At 64.2% G+C, this 18,629-nt stretch carries 16 protein-coding genes; 7 read left to right on the plus strand and 9 right to left on the minus strand.

Annotated features, from left to right (window positions below):
- Positions 1–63: 63 nt before the first annotated feature.
- Genes nadA through QMG25_RS07740 form a run of 4 tightly spaced genes read left to right on the plus strand, consistent with a single transcriptional unit; the run spans position 64 to position 5,382 of the window.
- Entirely contained in the window at positions 64–1,407 is a 1,344-nt protein-coding gene (gene nadA, locus QMG25_RS07725; RefSeq protein WP_283458920.1) for a quinolinate synthase NadA, read from the plus strand.
- Positions 1,404–3,203, plus strand: a complete 1,800-nt coding sequence (locus QMG25_RS07730) for an L-aspartate oxidase (RefSeq protein WP_283458922.1) — start codon at positions 1,404–1,406, stop codon at positions 3,201–3,203. Before nadA ends, QMG25_RS07730 begins: the two co-directional genes overlap by 4 nt.
- The gene (nadC, locus tag QMG25_RS07735) at positions 3,200–4,111 is read left to right on the plus strand and encodes a carboxylating nicotinate-nucleotide diphosphorylase (RefSeq protein WP_283458924.1); all 912 of its coding nucleotides are present in this window, start codon (positions 3,200–3,202) and stop codon (positions 4,109–4,111) included. The genes QMG25_RS07730 and nadC overlap by 4 nt, the downstream gene beginning before the upstream one ends.
- A gap of 2 nt (positions 4,112–4,113) precedes the next feature.
- Entirely contained in the window at positions 4,114–5,382 is a 1,269-nt protein-coding gene (locus tag QMG25_RS07740) for a cysteine desulfurase family protein (RefSeq protein WP_283458926.1), read from the plus strand.
- A gap of 56 nt (positions 5,383–5,438) precedes the next feature.
- On the opposite strand, the gene QMG25_RS07745 is transcribed toward QMG25_RS07740, so the two are convergent.
- The 7 genes from QMG25_RS07745 to QMG25_RS07775 all read right to left on the minus strand — a co-directional run bounded on the left by QMG25_RS07745 (position 5,439) and on the right by QMG25_RS07775 (position 11,138).
- Positions 5,439–6,278, minus strand: coding sequence for a VTC domain-containing protein (locus QMG25_RS07745; protein ID WP_283458928.1), 840 nt, complete (start codon positions 6,276–6,278; stop codon positions 5,439–5,441).
- Complete coding sequence (locus QMG25_RS07750) at positions 6,275–6,991, minus strand: DUF4956 domain-containing protein (protein WP_283458930.1); 717 nt, start codon at positions 6,989–6,991, stop codon at positions 6,275–6,277. Before QMG25_RS07750 ends, QMG25_RS07745 begins: the two co-directional genes overlap by 4 nt.
- 97 nt (positions 6,992–7,088) lie before the next feature.
- Complete coding sequence (locus QMG25_RS07755; protein ID WP_283458931.1) at positions 7,089–7,751, minus strand: response regulator transcription factor; 663 nt, start codon at positions 7,749–7,751, stop codon at positions 7,089–7,091.
- A 28-nt stretch (positions 7,752–7,779) separates the two neighbouring features.
- The gene (locus tag QMG25_RS07760; protein WP_283458932.1) at positions 7,780–9,204 is read right to left on the minus strand and encodes a sensor histidine kinase; all 1,425 of its coding nucleotides are present in this window, start codon (positions 9,202–9,204) and stop codon (positions 7,780–7,782) included.
- A complete protein-coding gene (locus QMG25_RS07765) occupies positions 9,197–9,559 on the minus strand; it encodes a hypothetical protein (protein WP_283458934.1) in 363 nt (120 codons plus the stop codon). Before QMG25_RS07765 ends, QMG25_RS07760 begins: the two co-directional genes overlap by 8 nt.
- An 82-nt stretch (positions 9,560–9,641) precedes the next feature.
- The gene (locus tag QMG25_RS07770) at positions 9,642–10,166 is read right to left on the minus strand and encodes a GtrA family protein (RefSeq protein ID WP_283458936.1); all 525 of its coding nucleotides are present in this window, start codon (positions 10,164–10,166) and stop codon (positions 9,642–9,644) included.
- Positions 10,167–10,304: 138 nt separating this feature from the next.
- Entirely contained in the window at positions 10,305–11,138 is an 834-nt protein-coding gene (locus QMG25_RS07775; RefSeq protein WP_283458938.1) for a fumarylacetoacetate hydrolase family protein, read from the minus strand.
- An 82-nt stretch (positions 11,139–11,220) separates the two neighbouring features.
- Here QMG25_RS07775 and QMG25_RS07780 point away from each other — a divergent pair, with 82 nt between their 5' ends.
- Positions 11,221–12,720 (plus strand): M20/M25/M40 family metallo-hydrolase, encoded by a 1,500-nt coding sequence (locus QMG25_RS07780; protein WP_283458939.1) that lies wholly within the window; start codon positions 11,221–11,223, stop codon positions 12,718–12,720.
- A gap of 202 nt (positions 12,721–12,922) precedes the next feature.
- Positions 12,923–15,334: an HNH endonuclease signature motif containing protein gene (locus QMG25_RS07785; protein ID WP_283458940.1), complete on the plus strand. Its 2,412-nt coding sequence runs from the start codon at positions 12,923–12,925 to the stop codon at positions 15,332–15,334.
- A 66-nt stretch (positions 15,335–15,400) separates the two neighbouring features.
- On the opposite strand, the gene QMG25_RS07790 is transcribed toward QMG25_RS07785, so the two are convergent.
- Together QMG25_RS07790 and QMG25_RS07795 are read right to left on the minus strand one after the other, a co-directional pair.
- Positions 15,401–15,853 carry a MarR family winged helix-turn-helix transcriptional regulator gene (locus tag QMG25_RS07790; RefSeq protein WP_283458941.1) on the minus strand — a complete coding sequence of 151 codons (453 nt, stop codon included), beginning with the start codon at positions 15,851–15,853 and terminating at the stop codon, positions 15,401–15,403.
- Position 15,854: 1 nt separating this feature from the next.
- Positions 15,855–16,976 carry a CE1758 family FMN-dependent luciferase-like monooxygenase gene (locus tag QMG25_RS07795; RefSeq protein WP_283458943.1) on the minus strand — a complete coding sequence of 374 codons (1,122 nt, stop codon included), beginning with the start codon at positions 16,974–16,976 and terminating at the stop codon, positions 15,855–15,857.
- Between the two features lie 179 nt (positions 16,977–17,155).
- Here QMG25_RS07795 and QMG25_RS07800 point away from each other — a divergent pair, with 179 nt between their 5' ends.
- Positions 17,156–18,628, plus strand: a complete 1,473-nt coding sequence (locus QMG25_RS07800) for an MFS transporter (RefSeq protein WP_502866366.1) — start codon at positions 17,156–17,158, stop codon at positions 18,626–18,628.
- Position 18,629: the final 1 nt, after the last annotated feature.

Consider the following 18,629-nt stretch of genomic DNA (forward strand, 5'->3'; position numbering starts at 1 on the left):
CGCAACTTCACCCTCTTCATCCACTGCCTCATACCTTCACTGCCTCACACCTTGGAGCAAGCCATGACATCCGTGAACACCACCATCCAGCTCATCACCCGAGAGCAGGCCCTGCCCGTGGGCGTGCCCGGCCGCGCCCAGGAAAGCTGCGACGACGACCTTGCCCAGGGTCCCTGGGAATTCGATCTGGCGGAGGCGCTCGCAGGCACCCCCGGCTATGGTCCCGGTGCCTCCAACGAGGACACGGCCCCCGCCGCCACCCCGCAGCAGGGACAGCTCCCGCAGGAGTACAAGGACGCCTCCGACGCCGACCTTGAGTTGCGCATTCTCGCCGCGAAAGAAGAACTTGGGGAACGCGTCGTCGTGCTGGGGCATTTCTACCAACGCGACGAGGTGGTGGCGTTCGCCGACTTTGTGGGCGATTCCTTCCAGCTGGCCAACGCTGCCAAGACCCGAACGGAGGCTGAAGCGATCGTCTTTTGCGGCGTGCACTTCATGGCCGAGACGGCGGACATGCTCTCCGGGAACCACCAGTCGGTGATTCTGCCCAACTTGGCCGCGGGCTGCTCCATGGCAGACATGGCTGACCTCCCCTCGGTGGAGGCGTGCTGGGCGGAGCTGGAGGCCCTGTACGGCACCGAGCCCGACGCCGACGGCCGGGTTCCGGTCATCCCCGTCACGTACATGAACTCATCGGCCGCGCTCAAGGCGTTTTGTGGCGAGCACGGCGGAATTGTCTGCACATCTTCCAACGCCTCGACCGTGCTCGAGTGGGCATATGAGCGCGGACAGCGGGTGCTGTTCTTCCCCGACCAGCACCTGGGCCGCAACACCGCCAAGGCGATGGGAATTCCGTTGGAGGAGATGCCGCTGTGGAATCCCCGGATGCCGCTGGGCGGGAACAGCGAACAAATCATGCAGGACGCCAAGGTGGTGCTGTGGCAGGGCTTCTGCTCGGTCCACAAGCGCTTCACGGTGGCCCAGATCGAGCAGGCCCGCGTGGAATTCCCGGGCGTGCGCGTGGTGGTGCACCCGGAATGCCCCATGGAGGTGGTGGACGCCGCCGACGAGGCCGGTTCCACCGACTACATCCTCAAGTCGATCCAAGGCGCCCCGGACGGCAGCACTTTTGCCATCGGAACCGAGATTAACATGGTCAACCGGCTGGCCGCCCAATACCCGCAACACACCATCTTCTGCCTGGATCCCGTCATCTGCCCCTGCTCAACCATGTACAGGATCCACCCCGGCTACCTGGCCTGGGTCCTGGAGGGCTTGGTTGTTGGCGTGGTGCACAACCAGATCACCGTTCCTGAAGCCACCGCAGTCAACGCACGCATTGCCCTGGAACGGATGCTCTCGGCGCTGCCAAAGACTATTGGGCCCAAGACAGCCGCAGGGGCATGAGCAACTCGCACCTGATCGTTGTGGGCGGCGGCATCGCCGGGCTCTACGGCGCCCTGCTGGGCGCAGAGTCCGGGATGCGCGTGAGCCTTGTCAGCAAGGGTGCACTGGAGCACAGCAACACCCACTTTGCCCAAGGCGGCATCTGCGCCGTGCTGGGCCCGGGGGAGGCAGCCCCCGGGGATTCGGTGCAGGCACACATTGCGGACACGCTCACGGCTGGCGCCGGGCAGTGCGACCCGGAAGCCGTGCGGATCCTGTGCACGGAGGCAGCCGGAGACATTGCCGCGCTTGAACGTTTCGGCGTGGCCTTTGACAGAGACAGTGCCACGGGGCGTCGTGCCTTGGGTTTGGAGGGCGCCCACTCGGCGGCGCGCATCCTGCACGCGGGCGGAGACGCCACCGGTGCCGCCATCGCCGACGGGCTCATTCGCGCCGTGCATGACGCAGCGGCGCTGGGCACCATCCGCATCCTGGAGCACGCCTTCGTGAAGGACCTCGTGCTCGACGGCGGCCGTGTCACGGGAGTCAGCCTCCTGACAGCGGATGGCGGCAGCGACACACTGCACGGTGATGCCGTCCTGCTGGCCAGCGGTGGAGCCGGCCAGCTCTTTGAGTTCACTACCAATCCTTCCGTGGCCACGGCCGACGGCCTGGCCGCCGCGGTGCGTGCAGGCGCTGCGGCGGCCGACCTCGAGTACTTCCAATTCCACCCCACCGCCCTGGCCATGGGCGGGAACTTCCTGGTGTCCGAGGCCGTGCGAGGCGCCGGGGCAGTGTTGCGCGACAGGCACGGGGAACGGTTCATGCCCCGCTACCATCCCGCAGGCGACTTGGCTCCCCGCGACGTGGTCTCCCGCAGCATCGCTGCCCACCTGCGGAGCATCGACGCAGCACCAGGGGAAACTGTTTTTCTGGATGCCACGGGCGTGGAGACGGCCAATGGTGCAGGCTACCTGGCCCGGCGGTTCCCCACCATTGACGCCACAACCGGTGCGCTTGGCTTTGATTGGACTCGCGACTGGCTACCCGTCACGCCTGCGGCCCACTACTGGATGGGCGGGGTGGCGACGGACCTGCAGGCCCGCACTTCCCTGCCCGGATTGTTCGCCGCGGGGGAGGTGGCTTGCACGGGCGTCCACGGTGCGAACCGGTTAGCTTCCAACTCGCTCCTCGAAGGGCTGGTCTTTGGCCGACGCGCGGTGCAGTCCTTCCTCGCCTCCACCGGGGAACTGTCCACCGGGGAACTGTCCACCGGGGAACTGTCCACGGGGGAACTGTCCACGGTGGCGCAACCCGGCGCGGCGCAACCCGGCGGGGCAGCACAAGCAACATCAAGTCCGCTGGACGGCACAGGGCGGCATGTCCCTCATCCAGGTGTCGCCGAGCAAATGACTCCCTCGCTGGCTGCGTTGCAGTGTCTGATGAGTTCACACGTCGGCGTGGTCCGCGACGCGGACGGGCTCCGCCAAGCAAGCGAACAAATCGCCGCATGGCGTTCACAGCCCATGGCCGCATCCGCTGATGCACGGTCGGCCGCCGAGCTTGAAAACCTTCTCCTGGCCGCCGAACTGCTGGTGCACGCCGCCCTGGCCAGGGAAAATTCCATCGGCGCCCACCAGCGCAGCGACTTCCCGGAGCCTCCGATTGCCGGGCGGCCCGCGGATCCCCGCCTCGCCGTGAACGCCGTGAACGCCGTGAACGCCGTGAATGCTGTGAACGCTGTGAATGCCGCCGCCGAAGCCAAACTGCCCCACTTTCCCACCAGCCTTCCCGTCCTTGAAAGCGAAACCGTATGAACGCGCTCGAACTTGTTTCTTCAGTCCACACCGCCACGGCGCCGCTGCCAACCCTGCCGGGTGCGATTGTGGACAACATCCTGCGAGCGGCGTTTGTGGAGGACGCACCGTACGGCGACATCACCTCCGACACGCTGTTGCCGGCTGCCGCGAAGGCCACGGCCTGGCTCGTGGCACGCGAACCCGGCATCTTTTCCGGCGGGGACGTGTTCACCGCAGCCATGACCATGCAGGATCCCGACGCCGAAGTGGAACAGCTTGTCGCCGACGGGCAGCCGTTCGCGGCGGGGGAGCGGCTCATGCGCGTGGCAGGGCTGGCCCGCGGCGTGCTGACAGCCGAACGCATCGCGCTGAACCTCACCCAGCGCATGAGCGCCATTGCTACCCAGACCGCCGAGTACGCCAAGCTCATTGAGGGCACCAAGGCGCGCGTCACCGACACCCGCAAGACCACCCCCGGGCTGCGCGCACTGGAACGCTACGCAGTGCGCTGCGGGGGAGGGCACAACCACCGCTTCTCACTCTCCGACGCGGTGCTCGCCAAGGACAACCACCTGGCCGTGCTCACCGGAGGTGATGCCACCAAGCTCACCGCAGCGCTCGCAGGCGTGCGGGCGCAACTGCCGCACACCGTCCACTTCGAGGTGGAGGTGGACTCCATCGAGCAGATCGAGCCCGTGTTGGCGGCCGGCGTGGACACCATCATGCTCGACAACTTCAGCAACGCCGAACTCGTTCAGGGCGTGGCGCTTGTCAACGGCCGGGCCCTGGTGGAGGCCAGCGGCAACGTGAACCTGTCCACCATCGCCGGCATTGCCCGCACAGGAGTGGACATCATCTCCGTCGGTGCCCTGACCCACAGCGTGCGCGCCCTTGATTTGGGCCTGGACATCGCCGTCGAGGCGTGAGCATGATTTTCCTTGACGCCGCCGCCACCACCCCCGTCCGCCGCGAGGCGATCGAGGCGATGTTCCCGTTCCTGACCAACCAGTTCGGCAACCCCTCCAGCCACCACGGGCTGGGGGAGGCGGCCGCCGCCGCGTTGGCCGGTGCCCGGGCGCAGGCCGCCGGGGTGCTTGGTTGCCATGCCGAGGAGCTCACTTTCACTTCCGGTGGCACGGAGGCGGACAACCTGGCATTGAAGGGGATCGCCTTGGCCCGGCGGGCAGCCGACCCCCGCCGCAACCGCATCGTGATCAGCTCCATCGAGCACCCTGCCATCGCAGATTCGGCCGACTACCTGCGCCGCATCCACGGTTTTGCGGTTGATGTGGTGCCCGTGGATGCCCAGGCTGTGGTCGATCCCGAGGTCTTTGCCGCCGTCCTCGCCGGTATTCCCGAGAATACTTCCGGGCACGACGCCGGACACCTCCTTGGCGGGGCGGGTTCAGACGGGCGCGGGGCGGGTTCCGTTCTGGAGCCGGGATCTGATGTAGCACCGGGATCCGATGTTGCGGTGGCCTCCGTCATGTACGCCAACAACGAGGTTGGCACCGTGCAGGACATCCCCGCGCTTGCCGCCGTGGCATCCGGCATGGGTGTCCCCTTCCACAGCGACGCCGTGCAGGCTGGTGGCTGGCTGGAACTGGATGTGCGTGCACTGGGCGCGGATTCGATGGCGCTGTCAGGGCACAAACTCGGCGCGCCCAAGGGTGTGGGGCTGCTGTACTTGCGTGACGGCGTGCCGTGCGAACCGCTGGTCCACGGCGGTGGGCAGGAACGCGGAACCCGCTCCGGGACCGAAAACGTGGCGTTCGCCGTCGCGCTGGCCACGGCGTTGTCGCTGTCGGAATCGGACAGGGCCGCCGCTGCAGCCGGGACCGCCGAGGTGCGTGATCGCTTCATTGCCCAGGTTCTGGACAGGGTGCCCGGAGCGGTGCTGACGGGACACCCCGTCCGGCGCCTGCCGGGGATTGCCTCGTTTTGCCTGCCGGGCACCAGCGGGGAGTCCGTGCTTTTGGAGCTGGAGCGGCGGGACATCATCTGCTCCTCCGGATCGGCGTGCGCCGCCGGCTCCGACGAGCCCTCGGACGTGCTCACGGCCATGGGCGTTGAACGCTCCGTGGCACAGACCGCCCTGCGCTTTAGCTTCGGCGCCGAGGTGGGCGACGCTGCGCTGGACACCGCCGCCGACGAGCTGGTGGCGGCCGTGGGAAGGATCATGGCCCTGGGTCGCTGATCCCTCCCGGGTTCCTTGCACGTCCCGCGAAGGCTGCAGGATTCAGGCACCAGGACTCAGGCGGCGAGGGCCTGTGTTCCGAGATGGCCGGGGGCGCCTTCGCGCTGCCACGAGAAGTTCTCCCGCAGCAGCCTGCTCCAACGGTTGGCCGGCAGCTGCGGGTGCAGCATGGCAATGCCCACGCAGTATTTGCTCATGCTCACCTCTCGAATGCCCATTTCGGCCAGGACCCTGTCCGCCACGCCACGGCCGTCGGCGGACTTGGTTTCCACCACCACCAAGTTGGGGCCGGCCACTTCCTGGCTGCGGTCCCGGCACAGCAACTGCACGTCGAGGGTGAGGCGTTCCTGGCTGGTGGGGTTGACGAGGGTGCCGCGGCGGTAGTCGATCGCCATGACCGGCTCCAGCTCCGGCATCGGAATCCCATACTGGGTGTCCAACAGCTCGGCCAGGAAGTCGCGGGCGTCGGTGTTCATCCGGTTCCGGTCCTCCAACGGGTAGCGGATGCGGTGTTTGTCCGTCTCCCCGCGCGAGCCCTTGAGCTTGGTCTCAAACATGCACAATCCGGAGTCGAGGTAGGTGCGGCTGCGCACCTTGTAACGGCGACGGCGTCCCTGCCGGTGGGCGCGAAACTGGTCAAAGTCCGGGGTGTCAAAGTAGGTGGAGCTGTAGCCGAAGACGCGGCGGCCGTCGATGTCCATGACTCGAAAGTCGTCATCGAGCCGATCGATCAGCGCAGCCAGTTCGGCGGCGGTCAGCAGGAACTTCTTGTCAACTCGGCGCTGCAGGGCTGCCTCCTCATTGACTTCCGCCAGGCTGATCGGCCCACGGTTCGCCAACTGGCTGCCCAGCACATCCGCGCAACTCTGGAAAGCGACCCGCGGGTGCGTTTTCATGAGCGCGTTCCGCTGTAGTTGTATGAGGCCTCAACCGGTGCCGGCGGGTACGCCGGTGCGTTATCAGAGTGGGGTGCGGTGCCAGGATGGGGTGCGGCAATGAGGGAGCCGACCGAATCCTGCTGGTCCGCGGCGAGGGTGTGCCGGGACTTGCCGGCGCGTTTGGTCGAGAAGGCCTTGTAGCGAACGTCGGCGATGGTCAGGTCGCGGACCATGTCCAGGGCAACAACTTCAATGCGCATGACCCTGGCGCCCAGCAGTGTTTCCAGAGCCTGCTTCAGTTCTGCCTCGTTGGCATAGCCGCGGTCCAAGGTGATGGTCTGGCGGCGGGTGCTCGGGGAAATTTTCGGGTGGTCTGCAACGTACAAAGTGGCGACAAGGACCACGGAGAGGACCGGGGCCAGCCATGCCGGGTCCGGGTGCAGTCCGTTGAGCAGACCCAGGACCAGGGCGGCAAAGTAGTAGCCAATTTCGCCTTGGGTGAGGGTGTCCGAGCGAAGCCGGATGATGGACAGGACACCAAAGAGCCCCAAGCCCAGGCCCACGGCGGCTGGGCTGCTGGTGAGCAGAATGGTCACCATCATGATGCCCACGTTCAGGCAAATGTAGGCCAGTGCCAAGTCGCGCCGGTGGTAGCGGGGGAAATACACGGCGTAGACAAGCGTGACGATGCAGATCAAGTTTGCGGCCAATGCCACCCAGAGGGCTAACATGGTTCTCCTTATGATTCAAGTGATGTTTGCTTGAGTTCATTCTTTCGCACCGATATGAGACGAAAAGGAGACGCACATGAGAGCCCTCTCATCTGGCTTAGTCGGTGCGCATCCGGTACCCCATGCCGCGGACCGTCTCGATCCGTTCAGCCCCGAGCTTCTTGCGCAAATATCTGATGTAGACATCGACCACGTTGGAGCCCGGGTCAAAGTCAAAGCCCCAGACTTGGGAGAGAAGCTGCTCCCGGGACAGCACCTGGTCCCGGTGGCGGCACAGGGTCTCGGCAAGAGCGAATTCGCGGGCGCTGAGGTCCTTGGCCACGCCATCCACCAGGGCCCTGCGGGTGCGCAGATCAAGGATGAGACCGCCGGCCTTGAGGCCGCTCTGATCTTCCAACACATGTCCGCGCAGACGCAGCCTCACCCGCGCAAGCAATTCTTCAAAGGCGAAGGGTTTGGGCAGGTAGTCGTCGGCGCCACCGACCAGTCCTGCGACCTTGTCGCTGACGGAGCTGCGCGCGGAGAGGATGATCACAGGGATGGACACCCGTTCCTCCCGCAGTCGGTGGAGCACCGTCAGCCCGTCCATGTCCGGCAGCCCGATGTCCAGGATGAGCAAGTCGTGCAGCCGGGAGGAGGCTTCGTGGTAGGCCGATTGGCCGTCGCCGACTACCTTGGTGACAAAGCCCTTGCTGTTCAGGCCCTTCTGCACGAAAGTGGCGATGCGCTCCTCGTCTTCGACAATCAGAATGCGGTTCACTGTGGGCCTTCCTGGCGCTTGGCTGTCATCATGATTCGTCGGATTCCTCCGGGCCTTCCGGACGCAACAGTGGCAGCGAAAGTTCAAAGGTGCTGCCGGCACCCTTGATACTTTGCACCCGCACCTGGCCACCGTGCGCGTCCACAATGGATTTTACAATGGTCAGCCCCAGCCCGGCGCCGGGGGAGGTGCGGCGTCCAGCTCCACGGCGAAATCGCTCAAAGATGCCCTCCTGCTCGATCCCGGTCATGCCGGCGCCGGTGTCGCGGACCCACAGCACCAGCGAGTCCGACAGGATGCGCGAACCCATCCCAATGGTCCCTGTTGGTGGGGTGTGGGAGACGGCATTCGTGGCCAGCTGCATGAGCGCTTGGGTCAGCCGTTGCCCGTCCGCCAGCACTGGACCTTCGGCCAGCTCGTCAATGACCCAATGGTGTGGGCCCAGCATCCGCGCCTTTGCCAAGGTATCCACGAGCAGGTCCATGACGTCCACTTCATCGCGAACAATAAAGTCCGGCTGTTCGGCTTTTGCCAGCAGCAACAGGTCGTTGACGATCCTGCTCATCCTGTCCAGCTCGTCCGTAACCAGCGCTATGGTCTCGCTGCGTTCCTCTGGGGAGTCCCCCATCATTTCCAGATGGCCGCGCACCACGGTGATGGGGGTGCGCAGTTCGTGTCCGGCGTCGTCGACAAAATGCTGCTGGGTGGTGAAGGCGGTTTCCAATCGGTCCAGCATGCGGTTGAATGTGCTGGCCAGTGCGGCCACGTCATCGCGGCCAACTACTTCGATCCTGCGGCGCAGGTCCGTCTCGGTGATGGAATCGGCCGTCTCCCGCACCAGCCGGACGGGAGAGAGCACCCGGCCCGCGATGAACCATGCGGCCAACGCGGCCCCCACCACCGCCAGTGCGCTCGCGCCGGCGAAAATTCCCAGCGAGCTGTACAGCGGTTGCGACAAGGCACTGCGGAATTGGATGTAGACCAGCATGCCCGAATGCGGATCTCCCAGAACCTGCACTGGAATGGCGGCGTAGGCGGCCTCACCCATTGCCGTTTGCAACGTGCCGTGTGTCGGGGCGTCCTGGCCACTCAGCCGGGCGAGGAATTCCTGGTCCAAATCCAGCCGAACCGCAGGCTCACCCGGAGTGCGTCGGTGGGGTGCACCGTCCAAAAGGGAGAATTGCGTTTCCATCGGGTAGGTGGCGGTGTCCTGCATGTAGCGGGTCAACAATTCATCCACGGTATGTTGATAGCGGCCGGATGGGGAGAGGGAAAAGGCGCGGAAGCTGGCGGCGGCGTGCGTCAGCCGGTCGGCGACCATGGCGTCGGTCTTGGATGAAAGTACTTGCGCCGACCACATGAGGGAGGCGCTGAAGGCGGCCGCCAACAACACCACCATGGCACCGATGATGCGTCCCCGCGCACTCAGCCCGGGGTAGCCGCCCTTACTCATTGCCTACAACGCCGTCGTCGTCGTCGCCATCGTCTGAGTCGTCAGCGCCGTCGACCTCGTCAACACAGTCGTCGGACCCGACGGCAATAACGCAGGCGGGGACTGGCACGGCCCCCGGTTCGACGCTGGCGGGGGCTTCTTGGGAGCTGGACGGAGAGTTCGTGTTTTGCGGCTTGGGTGAGGGGATCGCTGAGCTGGTGGCCTGCGGTGCGGTGCCCGGGACGATCAACGGGGTAACAACTATCGAGTCACCCAATTCAGGTTCGGTAGTGGAGGCTAAAAGTGCAGTCGCAAGTAGAGTGCCTGCCAGCAGGAGGCCCAAGAACGAGAGGATGATGAAACGCGGGACGTGCATGCTTCCACCCTGTCCCATTAAGGCCTCCGTGAACATGAGGCGAAGATGACAATCTTCTCATCTTCGCGGTGGAGGGTGCGGATCAATGCCCCGGAACGGGCGTGCTGCCGCGTCGCAGGCGCCGAAAGATCCAGTAACGCAGCAGCAGGAAACGGGTGACCGCCGATGCCACATTGCCCAGCACAATGACAAGGAGTTCAAGCGTGATCGAAGCGTCGGGCAATACTTGGTGCAGGAGGACGAGGCTGCCGCTGGTCATGGCCAGGGCAAGCAGCATGACCCAGAGCCCGCGCCGCTGGTCCCGCCACCAAAGGTGCCTGCCCCGGATGCCAAAACTCATCCTGCGGTTAAGCTCAGTGTTGAGCACCGAACACAAGATCAAAGAAATGGCATTGGCCCACTGGGTTCCAGTCAATGGGCGCAGGCTGGCGAAAATGGCCATGGAAATGACGGTGCAAATGACGGCGACAACAGCGAATCCGCGCAGTTGGGAAGCAAGCACGGGGTGGCGGCCCAGCCACCGTGCGGGCAGGGCAAGGGGACCATGGCCCGCTGCGCTGGAAGCGCGGGCCGCGGACGATGACTCCGGGGGTGCTGCTGTTGCCATAGGTAACCAATCCTGCCACCTGTTGATCACAACACCCAAAAAACGCCATGGGCATCGGCTGTGAGTTTTTGCAGACACCCGTGGCTGTATCCCCGCCTGCCGCTGCCACCGCCGATGGCAAAAGGTGCGGCGGCGTTGCTATGGGCCGGCAACCACGGGGTTGCGCAGTTCGCCAATGCCGCCGATGCGGCACGCAACCTCGTCGCCTGCCGTGATTTGGCGGCACTCGGCCGGGAATCCGGTGAGAATCGCGTCCCCGGGCTGCAGGGTCATGAAACTGCTCAGATACACCAGGACTTCATCCACGCCCCAACCGTTGTCGTCGCTTGTGGCGGGGGACAGCTCGGTGCCGTTGTGAACGATGCTGATGGGCACGCCGTCGTCCTTGAGGCCGACGACGATCCACGGGCCGAGCGGGGTGAAGGTGTCGGGACTTTTGGCGCTAATCCACAGTTCGTCGGACTTTTGCGCGTCGCGGTCGGAGACGTCGTTGCCAATGGTGAAGCCCAGGACGGCGTCGCGGGCGTTTTCCAGCGTGAGATTCCGGGCGGGGTGGCCGATGATGGCTGTCAGTTCGGCTTCGGGGTCGACGTGGCCGGTGTCGGGGCCGAGGATGATGGCTTCTCCGGGGCCAATGACGGAGCTTGCGGCCTTGTGAAATGCCTGCGGTGGGAGTGCTCGGCCCGGGGCGCCGGTGTTGTGTGCCATGCCGAAAACGTTGACGGGGGCGCAGGGGGCCAGGAAGCTGAACTGTTCCTCGGCGACGGTCGCCCCAAGGGTCCAGGCGTCCCTGAAGGCGCTGTTTTGGTTGGCGAATGACGCTGGGAACGGCGTTTCGACGAGCTGCCACAAGCGTCCTTCGGGGCTGTCGAAGTCAATGGCGTCGTTGCGAACGAAGAATTGCTCGGGCAGTGGGCCCTGCGCGGCGTCAAAGGGGCGGACACGGGCCAAGCGGTACGGTGCATCAGTCATGAGGACATCCTACCTCCCATGTGTTTCGAGTGCCGGGGCAGCCGTGGGGGAGCTCACAGTCCCGTGGCATAGACTCCCTGACATGCCTTTAGGACCAGCGAAGCCCATCAACCGCGCACTTGCGGCAGCACTGGCAGTGGGTGCTGCCGGTGCCGCAGCCGTCATGGGGGCGCGCGCCTACCGTGCGGGAGCTGGCACTCAGGCGGGTGCCGTCGATGCGGCTGCGCACCCGGCCGGCGTGGGCGCCGAGCATGCCCAGCCCGCCGCGGACCGGCTCAGCGAACTCATTGGCTACCGCACAGTGTTTTCGCAGGCGCGGGACAGGATCGAGCTGGACCAGTTCACAGAATTCGTCGACGCCCTGGCACGGCTTTATCCGGCCGTGCACCAGACCCTGGAACGGAAGTTTGTCAACGGCCACGCGCTGCTGTTCAAATGGGCCGGCACCGGACCCGACGCCGAAGCCCGGCCCATCGTGCTGATGGCCCACTACGACGTCGTCCCCGTAGACACGCGCGACAACTGGACGCACCCCGGCTTTTCCGGGCACCAGGAAGGCGGGTACGTGTGGGGACGGGGCGCGTTGGATGACAAGGGAGCCTTGGTGGTCATCATGTCGGCCGTTGAATCGCTGCTGAAGGAGGGTTTTTCCCCGGCCCACGACGTCTACCTTTCATTTGGCAACAACGAGGAAACGGCCGGCGACAGTGCCGCCACGGCTGCAGGGCTGTTGGCCGGCAACGGGGTCAGGCCGTGGATGGTGCTGGACGAGGGCGGAGCAGTGGCCTTGGAAGCCTTTCCGGGGCTGGATGTTCCAGCCGCGGTCATTGGTGTGGCCGAAAAGGGTGGTTTGGATCTGGAACTGCTTACCCACAGTGCTGGCGGACATGCTTCCACGCCGCCGCGCATGGGCGCGACGGCGAGGCTGGCCCAAGCCATTGTGGCGCTGGAGGAGACCCCGTTCCCCGCGTCGATGCCGGAGGCCATCGTGGAGATGACGCGCCGCATTGGGATGAACAGTGGTTTTGGGCTGCGGCTCGTGACGGAGAACATGTGGGCCTTCAAGGGGCTGCTCACCCACGTGTTCGGTGTGCTTGGCGATGAGACCCGGGCGCTGACCCGCACCACGGTCGCCGTGACCATGTTGGAGGGAAGCAAGGCGTCGAACGTCCTTGCTTCCACCGCGCGAGCCAATGCCAACATCCGCATTGCAGTGGGGGAGAGCGTGGAATCGGTGGTGGAGCGGGTGCGCGACATCATTGACGATCCCCTGGTTCAGCTGAGGGTTCGCTCAGGCCATGGTCCATCGCCTGTTTCGTCATTTGGGAATGAGCAATTTGCCAGCCTCTCCCGCGCAGTGGCGGCATCGTATCCTGAAGCGGTGGTGACGCCGTACATCCAGACCGGTGCCACGGACTCACGACATTTCACGGCCATCTGTCCCGCCGTCTATCGCTTCTCCCCGCTCCTGATGGACGTGTCCGACCGAGGCAGCCTGCATGCTGTCAATGAACGCGTCCGCATCAGCTCGCTCGGGTCGGGTGTTGTTTTTTACCGGGAATTGCTGTTGGGCCTGGGCTGAACTCCTAGTTGATACGGGCAGCCGACCCTCGGCTCGCAGCTTGCCAGTCGGCACCGACAGCATCCGTATGTTTCAGCAGTCAGGGCAACTTCCATCAACTCCGCGTGGTGTTGTTTCCTGCACAGGGCGGGACCGGGGGCTGGTTGTGTACTTTCGTTGTTCCCGTCCAGTGAATGTCAGTGCCTTCTTCTAGAATAGAAATATGGTAACAACGGCAAGGACGCCGGGCAATCCGGTCTCCTCTTCAGGGAACCCGCGGGTTGGTGATCACGTACACCAGCTCCTGAATCTCGCCCGCGCCCTGGTCAATGCCGCCAGTGACGGGTCAACCGCCAATGGTGGTTCCACTGCCAGTGGTGGTTCCTCTGCCAGTGGTGGTTCTGTGGGGGTTCCTTTGGATATGGATGTCGCGGTGCTCGGTGATGCAGAATGTGTGCAGTGGGCGCGGGACTTGGAGGACTTGGCCCATCTCGGCCAGGCCCTGGGCGTGCAGATCGCTGGGGAGTTGGCGCAGCGGGTCGAAGCGGGGCGATATGCCAGTTCCGGGGTTCGCAGCCCCGTGGACATGCTGGTCCAGTCCCTTCACCTCAGCGCGGGTGAAGCTTATCGGCGGTTGCGTCTGGCCCGGGCAGTGTTGCCGGTCGCCGATGGGCTAACTGGTGAGGTTGCCCCGGTCGCGCAACCGGTTCTGGGAGACGCGTTCTTCACCGGTGCGGTATCCCAGGAAATGGCGTTGCTGGTCTCGGGCTTCGTTGCTGAAGCCCAAGACCTGGCCCACAACGGCCAGACCACTGAGGAAGTTGCCCAGGACGTCCAGGAGACGTTGGTGGAAGCGGGCAGGGATGAAAGCCCGGATTTCATCCGTCAGCTCGGGAACCGGATCATCAGCCACCTCGATCCCGACGGACACCAGCCCAGCCGCGGGGACTTGCTCGCCAAGCAAGGACTCTTCTTCCGCAAGCCCAGGCGTGGACTGATTCATTTCGATGGACACATGACCATCGCCCAACACGAACAACTCATGGTCGCCATCGGCACAGCAACGAACCCGAACAAACACAAAGACATCAACACCATCACCCCCGATAACCCAGACAATCCCGACAATCCCGACAATCATGTGAATCCCGACAATCCAGACGGGCACGGCACCGACAGGCATGAGTATCCGGACGGGTACGGTGGGTGTTCTGGGCCTGGTGAGGCTGGGGAGTGTGCCGGCACCAGCGACCAGGGCAACGCCGAAGGTGGTATTCCCGGGCAGGATTCCTTGTGCGATCAAGTCCAAGGACTGTTCGGGCTCTTCACCACCCCCACCCCCAGCAACGACTTCGGCAGCGATGCTGGCGCAGGCAACGGCTCGGTCAACGGCAACGGCACCGCTACTGCCCAGACCCACCTGAGCGCTGAGGAAGCTGCCAGAGGCGCGGGAAACGTCCCGGACACCGGAGGCTCCGGCCCCAGTGCCGAACAGGCCGGGTTCAGCACCGAACACGCCGGATCCAGTACTGGAGAAGGTAGATCCGGGGCGGGAGAAGGCGGTTCCGGTGCGGGAAGAATTGATGTGACGACCGGATGGCGCCGCCGCCTGGAAACGTGGGAGATTCCACCCCGGCCGCCCAACGCTCCACCGGAAGCTTTAGCCCCGGTCTTCGAAGGCGAACAATGGTTCTGGCTCCCGGCTGCCTGGGACCACACGAAGGGTTGGGAACCGCGGGGCGAGAATACCGACTTCGACATTTGGGCCACCACTCCCACACCACCCCAACCACCAGCCCCAGCCCCGGACCCGGCACCAGACCCAGCGCCGGACGTGCCTGCTGACCGGGAGCAGGAGCTCGATAATCACGAAGTCGATGCTCCCGAAGTCGGTGACCACCCGTTGCAGGAGCCCGGCGAGGGGCCGCGAGTAGTCAACGGGGTCCGGATTCCCTTCCCCGGCAGCGGTGAAATCCTTGATGGCCTGGAGCAGATGGATCCGCTGAGCACCGACCCGGTGGTCAAAGATGACCGCACCCGGGCCCAAAAACTCCTCGACGGGCTGCTGGACTGCGTTTCCCTGGCCGCCCGCACCGGCAAGCTGCCCCTGAACGGCGGGCTGAAAACCCAGCTCATTATCACCACCACCCAAAGCGACCTCGATCGCCGCGACGGCCTCGGCACAGCGTTCACCACCTACAACGGGCCCATGCCCCTGAACCTCTTCAGCCAATCCCTCTGCGACCCCGACATCACCACCATGGCACTGGGTGAAGGCAACGAAATCCTCAACGTCGGCCGCACCCAACGACTCTTCACCCCGGCCCAACGCAAAATACTCTTCGCCCGCGACCTGGGATGTTCCTTCCCGGACTGCACCGCACTAGCACCCTGGACCGAAGCCCACCACATCCTTCCCTGGCAAGAAGGCGGGGAAACCAACATCGACAACGCCTGCCTGCTCTGCAGCCACCACCACACCCTGCTCCACAACAGCAACTGGAACGCCACCCTCATCCACGGCACACCCCACTACACCGCCCCCTACCTCCTGGACCCCCAACAAACACCCCGCCGCAACCACTACCACCACGGCCTCCCCAAAAAACCAACCAACAACCCAAACCCATGGTGACTTGCTTGGACTTGGCTTCCGTAGGCCAGGCTTCGGTAGGCCGGGCTTTCTTGGATCAGCGCATTCCTAGTGACCAGCCACCGATGCACGCAGCTTGTCCGTCAGTTCCAACAGTGTCGCCATCTCTTCGTCCGTCAGGGCAGCTTCCATCAGCTCCATGATCTTGCGGACATGCTCCCTGCCCACCTTTTTTTGCAGGGCGACGCCTTCGGCGGTCAGGCCGATAAGCACGCCGCGTCGATCATTTTCGGGAGTTTTGCGCTGGATGAGACCTCGCGATTCCAGCCTGTCGACCATGCGCGAAATGCTTGGTTGGGTCAAGAGCACATTGTCGTAGAGCTCGTTGAGGCGCAGCCATCCGCTGGGGCATCTGGAAAGGTTGTAGAGCACGTCGTACTCGCTGCCGCCCAGCTCCTTGAAGAAGGGTTCCCGTTGAAGTTCCCGCATTACGGCGACTTGCGAACGCAGGAGGGACTCCCACGCATCGGTGGTCAGGCGGCGGTGTGCAGCTGTTGACATGTTAGTTGTTCCCTGTGGTTGTGGCGGCTTGATGGTCCACTGCGGCGGCGGCTCGGGCGGCCTCCCGCCGGGCTTCGAAGGTGGGTGCGTCGGGGATATCGGCAGGACGGTTTGCCGCGAACTCCTGACGCAGTGTGGGCAGGACGTCGGAGCCAAAAAGATCAAGTTGTTCCAAGACAGTCTTCAGTGGCAGGCCAGCATGGTCAACAAGGAAGAGCTGGCGTTGGTAGTCGCCAAAGTAGTCCCGGAAGGTGAGCGTCTTCTCGATCATCTCCGCTGGACTGCCCACGGTCAGCGGCGTCTGCGACGTGAAGTCTTCCAAAGACGGGCCGTGTCCGTAAACGGGTGCATTGTCGAAGTACGGGCGGAATTCATTGACGGCGTCCTGCGAATTCTTGCGGATGAAGAATTGTCCACCAAGGCCCACGATGGCTTGTTCGGCGCTGCCGTGGCCGTAGTGTGCGTAGCGCTCACGGTACAGGCCGATCAGCTGCTGGTAGTGCTCCTTCGGCCAGAAAATGTTGTTGGCAAAGAAGCCGTCGCCATAATAGGCTGCGATCTCGGCGACCTGGGGTGTGCGGATAGCACCGTGCCAGACAAAGGGGGCGACGCCGTCGAGCGGTCTGGGCGTGGATGTGAAGCCGCGCAGCGGAGTGCGGAACTTGCCCTCCCAGTTCACCACTTCCTCGTCCCAGAGCCGACGCAGCAGTGAATAGCTTTCAACCGTCAACTCCACGGAGTCGTTGTTGTTCTTGCCGAACCACGGGTACACGGCACCCATGTTGCCGCGGCCCAGCACCAAATCCACGCGCCCTTCGGCCAGATGCTGCAAGGTGGCGAAGTCCTCGGCGATCTTCACTGGATCGTTCGTCGTGATCAGCGTGGTGCTCGTGGAGAGAATGAGTTTCTCGGTCTGCGCAGCAATGTACGCCAAAATGGTCGTAGGCGAGCTGGGGTAGAACGGCGGGTTGTGGTGCTCACCCGTGGCAAACACATCCATGCCTACGTCCTCGGCGTGCTTGGCGATCGTCGTGATGGCCTTCAATCGCTGGTGCTCGGTGGGTGTTCCCCCGGTGGTGGGATCCATGGTGATGTCGCCAACACTGAAAATTCCGAACTGCATGCCCTGCTCCTCAAGCCCGCGTGATCAACGCAAAATAAATGCGTTTGTATCTAATATACGGTTCAACCACTAAGTTCCCCGCCATGTTCCCGTCCGTGCACCCGCGGCTTGAAACCGGCTGCAGTTATGATTCTTTCCAGGACACGTAGTGCATCTCACAGCGACTGTTGGGGAGAACAATGGCGCCATTGCAACGCGGCATGGCTGGAGGGTCTCTCAGGAGCGCCCCCACTGCCACCGCCATCGTGGGTTTTCTGGTGCTGGTGGAACTGACCAGCGGGATCCTCCAAGGCTATTACACACCGCTCCTTACAGACATTGCCCGGTTCCTGGGTATCCACGACGCCGACGTCAACTGGTTTGAAGCCGCCCAGCTCATGGTCAGTGCATTGGTTGTGCCGGTGCTGGCCAAAATGGGCGACATGCTCGGCCACCGGAAAGTTCTGCTGCTCTCCACGGCCCTGACGGCAGCGGTTTCCTGGGGCGTCGCCTTTGCCCCGAACTTTTGGCTCTTCCTTTTGGCTTGGGCGCTCCAAGGCTTCTATGTTGTGTGGCTGCCTTTGGAAATCGCCCTGATATACAGCCGTTCCCACCACCGCGCCGACGGCGCAGCCCTGACCCGCAAGTCGGCCGGCATCCTGGTGGCAGGCCTGGAATTCGGTGTGATCGTCGGTGCCTTGGCCGGCGGTTTTATTGGTGGCGCACTGCCCAACCAGCTTTGGCTGACCCTGATGATCCCGGCCATCGCCGTCACGCTGTGCTTCTTCGTGATCTTTTTCGGTGTCCCCGAGTCCGAAAGCCGCACCGGCGGCCGCATGGACCTTGGCGGCCTGTATCTGTTGTCCACGGGCCTGTTGCTAATCACGGCCGGACTGACCTTCATGCGCATCAACGGCCCGGGCACCTGGTGGGCATGGGCCGCCGTCGTGCTTGGCATTGCCGCGCTGGTCCCGTTCACGCGCTACGAACTGGGCCACAAGGACCCGCTGATCGACATCCGCCTCCTGCGCCAGCCCAGCATGTGGCCGATCCAACTGACGGCGTTCCTGTTCGGCGTCTCCGTCCTCGGCGCCCAAGCACCGCTGTCCACGTTCGCCCGCACCAGCCCGGACGAAGTGGGCTACGGCCTCGGCGTCAGCTCAGGCCTGGTCTCGATCCTGATCGGCGTGTACGTGCTGGGCCTGCTGGTGGGCGCGCTGCTCTACCCACTCGTGACGAAATGGACGACGCCGAGAATCACCTTGATGGGCGCGGCTCTCTTCGTCGCGGTTGGTTACCTCTTGTTCCTCCCGTTCCACGATTCCATGGGCCAGGTGCTGCTCAACATGGGCATAGCCGGTATTGGCAGCGGTGCGCTGGTGGCGGCCCTGCCGGCGGCTGCCGCGGCGGCTGCACCCCTGACCCAGACAGGCATGGCCACCGGGCTGACAAATGCCACCAAGACGGTTGGCGGAGCCTTTGCTTCGGCCGTGTTTGGCATTGCGCTGGCCGGACAGGCGCTGGGCTCGATCACGGCCGGGGCTGGAAACACAGCGGCACCGCTCGAGGGCTACATGCTGGTGTGGACCATCTGTGGAGTGACGGCTCTGGTGGCCGCCGTCGCCTTGTACTTTGTTCCCAAGCTGGCTTTTGGACCGACGCTTCCGCAGTAGA

The organism is Arthrobacter sp. H35-D1, assembly GCF_030063185.1.
Taxonomy (GTDB): Bacteria; Actinomycetota; Actinomycetes; order Actinomycetales; family Micrococcaceae; genus Specibacter.